Raw genomic sequence first — 6,272 nt, forward strand, 5'->3', positions numbered from 1 at the left:
TAATTCCGTTAGAGGGGGCTGGCAAGGGGAGGATTTCAAAAGCATGCCGCAAGACCTGTCATTCTACTACGCCGCCGTGCCTGCCGTGCTGCTTGTGGGCCTCGCCAAGGGCGGTATGGGCGACGCACTCTCGCTCATCGGACTTCCGATCCTCGCCCTCGTGGTATCACCGGTCCAGGCAGCAGCGATCCTCCTGCCCATCCTGGTTTTCATGGACATGATCTCGCTCGTCGTCTGGCGCAAACATGGCGACAACGCGACGCTGACGATCATGCTGCCGGGCGCGATCGCCGGCATAGCACTTGGCTGGGCCACGTCGGCCTTGGTTCCCGGAAATGTTCTCCGCGTCGTGATCGGCGTCGTGACCATTCTCTTCTGCCTGCGCTATTTCTGGAACAACTTCGGGCCCGGAGCAGGAAAGACCACACCGCCCCATGGTCAACGACCGCTGCTTGCCACCATGTGGGGCACGCTATCGGGTTACGGCAGCTTTGTTGCCCATGCCGGCGGCGCGCCGTTCCAGATCTACGCCTTGCCCTTGCAGCTGCCGCCGCGGGAATATACCGGCACCAGCGTTCGCTTCTTTGCAATCCTGAACGCCGTCAAGCTTGTACCCTATTTTGCACTCGGCCAGCTCGACACGCAAAATCTGGCGACCTCCGCGACCTTGCTGCCGTTTGCTCCACTCGCCACCATTGCCGGCGCATGGTGCGTGCGGCGCATGAAGCCGACGATCTTCTATCCGTTCATCTATGCGATGGCTCTGATCGCCGCCATTTTGATCGCACGCGAGGGCCTCGGATTTTAACTATCTGCAGTTTCGTTGCGCCGCACAATTTCCTTGCCGGATCGAGCTCTTTCACGTAGCTTTCGCTCATGTCGAACGCGGATCCCTTTACTGCGATTGCCGACCCACACCGACGCTTCCTGCTGGAAGAATTGCGGCGTGCACCAAAGACCGTGAACGAACTGGCCGTGGGCCTGCCGATCAGCCGCCCCGCCGTTTCCCAACATCTCAAGGCATTGCTCGATTGCAACCTTGTCTCGGTAACCGCTGATGGCACAAAGCGAATTTACGCCGTCAACAATCGCGGCTTCGACCGACTGAACATCTGGCTTGATCAATTCTGGGCCTGACGTCGTCTCCTGAAACGAAAATGCGCCAGTTCCATTTGGTTGGAACCGGCGCATAAGACCCTGCAGATCGTTCGATACGATCCTGTTTTCCGTTAATGAACGGATGATTTGAGACGCTCAATCTCGTCCTTGATGCGCAATTTTCTGCGCTTGCACTCGGCAACCTCACGGTCGTCTCTGGAGGGAGATGTCATAAGCAGATGCAGCTCCTCCTCAAGAGCGCCATGCTTTTTCTGGAGTGATTCAAGATGAGCTTGAACAGTCATTTGACCCTTCCTTCCTCTTACCTTTCTCCAGCCAACACCGCCGGAGATCCAAGGCGTCAACCTTTAAAGTGTGACACATTTTTGAAGGCTTGTCGAAGGCGAAAACAAGGAGAGTACGTGGCAAATTCATGATCGACACCAACTAGCCGTTCCCGCTATTTGGTGATAGGAGCATGCGAAAATCATCGGCACGACGGACAGCGTCCGGCGGCGATCATGGGGAATGCGAATGCCCGATCAGGAACAGGCGGAAATCAGGCTTATCGTGGCGCGTCTGCGTCAGGAACACGAAGATTACGATGCCGCCATCAATGCCATGATTGCGACCGGCTGTGATGCGTTGCGCATTCAGCGGATGAAAAAGAAAAAGCTTGTCATCAAGGACAAGCTGAGCAAGCTCGAAGATCAGATCATTCCTGATATCATAGCCTGAGGAAAACTGTGGTGACGATGACAGACAGGCCGCCGGTTGCCATCATCATGGGTAGCCAGTCCGACTGGGAAACGATGAAGAATGCCGCCGATACGCTCGAGGCGCTCGAAATCACCTACGATGCACGCATCATCTCCGCGCACCGTACCCCTGACCGGATGGTGAACTTCGCCAAGGGTGCGAAGGCGGAAGGCTTCAAGGTCATCATCGCAGGCGCCGGTGGCGCCGCACACCTGCCCGGCATGACCGCCTCGATGACGCCCCTCCCCGTCTTCGGCGTCCCGGTTCAGTCAAAGACGATGTCCGGCCAGGACAGCCTACTGTCCATCGTGCAGATGCCTGGCGGCATCCCTGTCGGTACGCTGGCCATCGGCAAGGCAGGCGCGATCAACGCTGCTCTCCTTGCCGCCGCCGTGCTGGCCCTTTCCGACGACGAGATCGCAGACCGGCTTGACGAGTGGCGCGAGCGCCAGAGCGCGGCGATCGCCGAATACCCCATGGACGACCTATGACTGTAAGAACGATCGGCATCATCGGCGGCGGCCAGCTTGGCCGCATGCTCGCCATGGCTGCCGCACGCCTGAACTTCCGCACCATCATTCTCGAGCCGCAAGCCGATTGCCCGGCGGCACAGGTCGCCAACGGCCAGATCGTGGCGGCTTATGACGACCCGGCTGCCCTCGAAGAACTCGCCACCGTTTGCGATGTCATCACCTACGAATTCGAGAACGTCCCTGTCTCGGCCGCGGAGGCCTTGGCGCAGACCGTTCCTGTCTATCCGCCGCCAAAGGCTCTGGAAGCCGCTCAGGATCGCCTGATCGAAAAGCGCTTCATCAACGATTGCGGCATCCCGACCGCCAGATTCCATACCGTCGACAGCCAGGCAGACTTGGAGGCCGCCCTGGCAGATTTCGGTGGCCAAGGCGTGTTGAAGACGCGCCGCCTCGGTTACGATGGCAAGGGCCAGAAGGTTTTCCGTTCCAGCGCTGACAGCGCCGACGGCGCCTACGCCGCGCTGGGCGGCGTTCCCCTTATCCTCGAAAGCTTCGTGGCCTTCGAACGCGAGATCTCGATCATTGCCGCGCGCGGCACGGATGGAACCGTCGTCTGCTACGACCCCGCCGAGAACGTCCACCGCAACGGCATCCTCCACACCTCGACGGTACCGGCATCCATCACCGACGCGACAGCCGCCGCAGCCCGCAAGGCCGGCGAGCAGATCCTGTCGACACTTGGATATGTCGGTGTGATCGGCATCGAGTTCTTCGTGCTTGCCGACGGCAGCCTGATTGCCAACGAAATGGCGCCGCGCGTCCACAACTCTGGCCATTGGACGGAAGCGGCCTGCGTTGTCTCCCAGTTCGAGCAGCACATTCGCGCCGTCAGCGGCCTGCCGCTTGGCAATGCGGACCGTCACTCGGACTGCGTCATGCAAAACCTGATCGGCGACGATATCCTGGCGCTGAACGACTGGCTGAAGCGCCGCGACACGCTCGTCCATCTCTATGGCAAGACGGAATCTCGTCCCGGTCGCAAGATGGGTCACGTGACGACGCTGGCAGCAAAGTAAGAGGTTTTTCCTCGACTAATCCAGCCTTCGCCACGGGAAAAACACCTTCACGTGGTTGACACAGACAAGAGGCCGGGTTATCTGCACGCCCAACCTGAAGAGCGCGCCCTGAGCGCGCTTTTGAATGTAAAAGATACGGGCGAATGTGAATTCCCCCAAACTCGCGGATCAAAACAATGAAGATCAAGAATTCGCTCAAGTCGCTCAAGGCTCGTCATCGTGACAACCGCCTGGTTCGCCGCAAGGGCCGCATCTACATCATCAACAAGCTGAACCCACGCTTCAAGGCTCGTCAGGGCTGATATAGCAGGCCGGATGGTTCGGCAGCATTTCTGCGCCTGAGCCAGTCCGGGGGATTGCACAGTTGGTCCCGTTAAATTGCTTTGATCTTCTGCGTTGGCGGGCTACTATGCCCGCCATGCGTTTTTTTGCTATGACGTTTGCGGCACTGCCGCTGTCCCTCGCTGTACTCGTGACCGCCTTGCCTGCCATTGCTCAGGATAAGGAGACGATTGTCGAGCAGCCGGACGTCAACCTTTCCCCCAGACAGCATCTCGACCAGCTCTATGCTGAACTGAAGCGCGAGCGCGATCCCGACAAGGCGAGCAGCATCGCCGACGAAATCCGCGCCGAGTGGAACGACTCGGGCAGCGCGACGGTCAATCTGCTGATGCAGTGGGCGGACAAGGCGATCCAGGAAAAACGCACCGCAGCCGCCTTGGACTTCCTCGATCAGGCGATCGCCCTGAAACCCAACTATGCGGAAAGCTGGAATCGGCGAGCGACGCTGAACTACGCAAACGGCAACCTGCGCAAGTCGATGGCTGACATCGAACGGGTCCTCGACCTCGAGCCCCGCCATTTCGGCGCCCTGTCCGGCATGGCGGCGATCTTGGGCGACACCAACAACGATCAGCTGGCGTTGAAGGCCTGGGAACGGTTCCTCGACGTCTATCCCGCCAACCGCAGTGCGCAGGAACAGATGAACACCCTGTCCGAAAAGCTCGCCGGCAGCCGCACCTGATCCTTGACGGTGAACCGGATGAGCCAATCTTACGTATGCCGAACCTGAGTATGGCTGCGAGATTGCCCGTGAGTCGTTGAGATGCTTGCCGAACTTTCCACCCTTCTTGCCCCGTTGGCCGCGGCTATCGGCTACTCCTCCTACAAGGCGCGCCAGTTCGAGCGGACCCACCCCAACATCGGAGAACTGACCGATATCGGCTACCTGATCAACGCGGTGCATGTTCCACGCCCCGATTCTGCCGATCTCCCGCCTCTGGTCTTCCTTCACGGCGCAAGCGGCAACCTGCTCGATCAGGTCGGCGCCTTCCTCGAACCACTGTCAGGGCGTGCCGAAATGCTCTTCGTCGATCGCCCCGGCCACGGCTATTCCGAGCGCGGCGGCCCGGAGAACAATTTGCCCTCCGGCCAAGCCGATGCGATTGCCGCATTGATGGACAAGCACGGCATCGAGAAAGCCATCATTGTCGGCCACTCGTTCGGCGGCGCCATTGCCGCCGCCTTTGGCGTGCGCCACCCGGACAAGACGGCGGGACTGCTGTTTCTCGCACCGGCCACCCACCCTTGGCCGGGTGGCATCGACTGGTACTACCACGCGGCCACCGCGCCTATTGTCGGCTGGATATTCAATCACGCCTTCGTCGTGCCGCTCGGCCTGCTGAAACTTGAGCGAGGCACGATCAACGTTTTCCATCCCAATCCGCGTCCGGTGGATTACGTCGCGAAGACAGGCCCCTCCCTGGTGCTGCGACCCGATACGTTCCACCACAACGCCTCGGATCTCGCGCGCCTGCTGAGCTACCTCAAGGTGCAATCGCCGTCCTATGCCAGGATCACGGCGCCGACGGTGATCATCACCGGAGATAGCGATGCCATTGTCTGGGAACATCTTCATTCTCAGGGTCTGGCCCGCGATATCCCGGGATCAGAACTGGTGAAGATCAGGGGCGTCGGCCACAAGCCGGATTACCTCGCAACCGACGTCGCCATCGCGGCACTGGAGAAGATCGCAGGACAACCCCGCGACCTCCAGGCTGCTGCGCGTGCAGCCGAAAAGCGGCTCTAGCCAGCCAGACTGAGCCCGCCATCGCAGGTCACGATGTGACCGCTCATGAAGCCGTTTCCGATCAGGAAGCTGATTGTTTTGGCGACATCTTCCGGCTGTCCAACACGGCCTACAGGTGTGCGGCCCGCGAAGTCCTCGAAAAGGGCGGCGCGCTGCTGTTGCGGAACAGCATCCCACCATAGGGTATCGACCACCCCAGGCGAGACCCCGTTACAGCGGCGTGGCTTCAACTCCACGGCGAGCACCCGCACCATCGCCTCGATCGCCGCGTTGACGGCGGCAAGACCGGCCGTTCCGGGCAGTGCCGCCTGGGCGCTTACGGCCGAAACGAACGTGATGCTGCCTTCGGACGCAAGGAATGGCAGGGCCGCTTGCGCCACCGCCGCCTGCGGAATGACCTTCGTCTGGAACCCCGCCAGCAGATCACTCATGGCAAGCGTTGCGAAAGGACCGGCACCATGCCCGCTTCCCAACGCGAGTACCAGATGATCGATAGAGCCGATCCCGGCGAATGCCGCGGCGGTCGCGCCCGCATCCATGGCGTCGAACGCCATGGTTCTCAGATTACCGCCCAGGGAGGCCTTTACCTGCGCAAGCTTTTCCTCGTTCCGCCCTGTGGCGGTTACGGCAAATCCTTGTTCCAGAAGTAATTTTACGGTGGCAAGGCCTGTAGCCGCAAAGTTAGAATGTCCTGATCCTGCAAAGTTAAAATGTCACTCTCCCCGCGTTTGATGACGTGGGAGATTGCGGATGGGATTGATTACGATGAGCGAGCGC

The 6,272-nt window shown here is 60.1% G+C and carries 9 protein-coding genes and 1 pseudogene; 8 read left to right on the plus strand and 2 right to left on the minus strand.

Annotated elements, in window-relative coordinates; translation table 11 throughout:
• Positions 1 to 43: 43 nt before the first annotated feature.
• Complete coding sequence (locus QTL94_RS07685) at positions 44 to 808, plus strand: sulfite exporter TauE/SafE family protein (protein ID WP_289801125.1); 765 nt, start codon at positions 44 to 46, stop codon at positions 806 to 808.
• Between the two features lie 68 nt (positions 809 to 876).
• Positions 877 to 1,137: an ArsR/SmtB family transcription factor gene (locus QTL94_RS07690; protein ID WP_065691596.1), complete on the plus strand. Its 261-nt coding sequence runs from the start codon at positions 877 to 879 to the stop codon at positions 1,135 to 1,137.
• A gap of 92 nt (positions 1,138 to 1,229) precedes the next feature.
• Here the strand turns inward: QTL94_RS07690 and QTL94_RS07695 are convergent, their stop codons facing one another.
• On the minus strand, positions 1,230 to 1,403 hold the full coding sequence (locus QTL94_RS07695; RefSeq protein WP_065691595.1) for a YdcH family protein: 174 nt from the start codon (positions 1,401 to 1,403) through the stop codon (positions 1,230 to 1,232).
• Positions 1,404 to 1,632: 229 nt separating this feature from the next.
• Here QTL94_RS07695 and QTL94_RS07700 point away from each other — a divergent pair, with 229 nt between their 5' ends.
• The 6 genes from QTL94_RS07700 to QTL94_RS07725 all read left to right on the plus strand — a co-directional run bounded on the left by QTL94_RS07700 (position 1,633) and on the right by QTL94_RS07725 (position 5,495).
• Positions 1,633 to 1,836: a YdcH family protein gene (locus QTL94_RS07700; RefSeq protein ID WP_065691594.1), complete on the plus strand. Its 204-nt coding sequence runs from the start codon at positions 1,633 to 1,635 to the stop codon at positions 1,834 to 1,836.
• 17 nt (positions 1,837 to 1,853) lie between these two features.
• On the plus strand, positions 1,854 to 2,348 hold the full coding sequence (purE, locus tag QTL94_RS07705) for a 5-(carboxyamino)imidazole ribonucleotide mutase (protein WP_065691593.1): 495 nt from the start codon (positions 1,854 to 1,856) through the stop codon (positions 2,346 to 2,348).
• On the plus strand, positions 2,345 to 3,406 hold the full coding sequence (locus QTL94_RS07710) for a 5-(carboxyamino)imidazole ribonucleotide synthase (RefSeq protein WP_289801126.1): 1,062 nt from the start codon (positions 2,345 to 2,347) through the stop codon (positions 3,404 to 3,406). Before purE ends, QTL94_RS07710 begins: the two co-directional genes overlap by 4 nt.
• 176 nt (positions 3,407 to 3,582) lie before the next feature.
• Positions 3,583 to 3,708 (plus strand): type B 50S ribosomal protein L36, encoded by a 126-nt coding sequence (gene ykgO / locus QTL94_RS07715; RefSeq protein ID WP_003566454.1) that lies wholly within the window; start codon positions 3,583 to 3,585, stop codon positions 3,706 to 3,708.
• A gap of 107 nt (positions 3,709 to 3,815) precedes the next feature.
• On the plus strand, positions 3,816 to 4,430 hold the full coding sequence (locus tag QTL94_RS07720; protein WP_065691591.1) for a tetratricopeptide repeat protein: 615 nt from the start codon (positions 3,816 to 3,818) through the stop codon (positions 4,428 to 4,430).
• Positions 4,431 to 4,511: 81 nt separating this feature from the next.
• Positions 4,512 to 5,495: an alpha/beta fold hydrolase gene (locus QTL94_RS07725; RefSeq protein WP_289801127.1), complete on the plus strand. Its 984-nt coding sequence runs from the start codon at positions 4,512 to 4,514 to the stop codon at positions 5,493 to 5,495.
• Here the strand turns inward: QTL94_RS07725 and QTL94_RS07730 are convergent.
• Positions 5,492 to 6,163 (minus strand): annotated as a pseudogene (locus tag QTL94_RS07730) (SDR family oxidoreductase); the annotation flags it as partial. The gene QTL94_RS07725 and the pseudogene QTL94_RS07730 overlap by 4 nt on opposite strands.
• Between the last annotated feature and the right edge of the window lie 109 nt (positions 6,164 to 6,272).

This window comes from Rhizobium sp. S96 (assembly GCF_030382195.1).
GTDB lineage: Bacteria > Pseudomonadota > Alphaproteobacteria > Rhizobiales > Rhizobiaceae > Rhizobium.

What these genes read in the sequence shown, in the direction of transcription:
- QTL94_RS07685 (WP_289801125.1), top strand. Translation starts at nt 44, where the DNA reads ATGCCGCAAGACCTGTCATTCTACTACGCCGCCGTGCCTGCCGTGCTG.
- QTL94_RS07690 (WP_065691596.1), top strand. Translation starts at nt 877, where the DNA reads ATGTCGAACGCGGATCCCTTTACTGCGATTGCCGACCCACACCGACGC.
- QTL94_RS07695 (WP_065691595.1), bottom strand. Translation starts at nt 1,403, where the DNA reads ATGACTGTTCAAGCTCATCTTGAATCACTCCAGAAAAAGCATGGCGCT.
- QTL94_RS07700 (WP_065691594.1), top strand. Translation starts at nt 1,633, where the DNA reads ATGCCCGATCAGGAACAGGCGGAAATCAGGCTTATCGTGGCGCGTCTG.
- purE (WP_065691593.1), top strand. Translation starts at nt 1,854, where the DNA reads ATGACAGACAGGCCGCCGGTTGCCATCATCATGGGTAGCCAGTCCGAC.
- QTL94_RS07710 (WP_289801126.1), top strand. Translation starts at nt 2,345, where the DNA reads ATGACTGTAAGAACGATCGGCATCATCGGCGGCGGCCAGCTTGGCCGC.
- ykgO (WP_003566454.1), top strand. Translation starts at nt 3,583, where the DNA reads ATGAAGATCAAGAATTCGCTCAAGTCGCTCAAGGCTCGTCATCGTGAC.
- QTL94_RS07720 (WP_065691591.1), top strand. Translation starts at nt 3,816, where the DNA reads ATGCCCGCCATGCGTTTTTTTGCTATGACGTTTGCGGCACTGCCGCTG.
- QTL94_RS07725 (WP_289801127.1), top strand. Translation starts at nt 4,512, where the DNA reads ATGCTTGCCGAACTTTCCACCCTTCTTGCCCCGTTGGCCGCGGCTATC.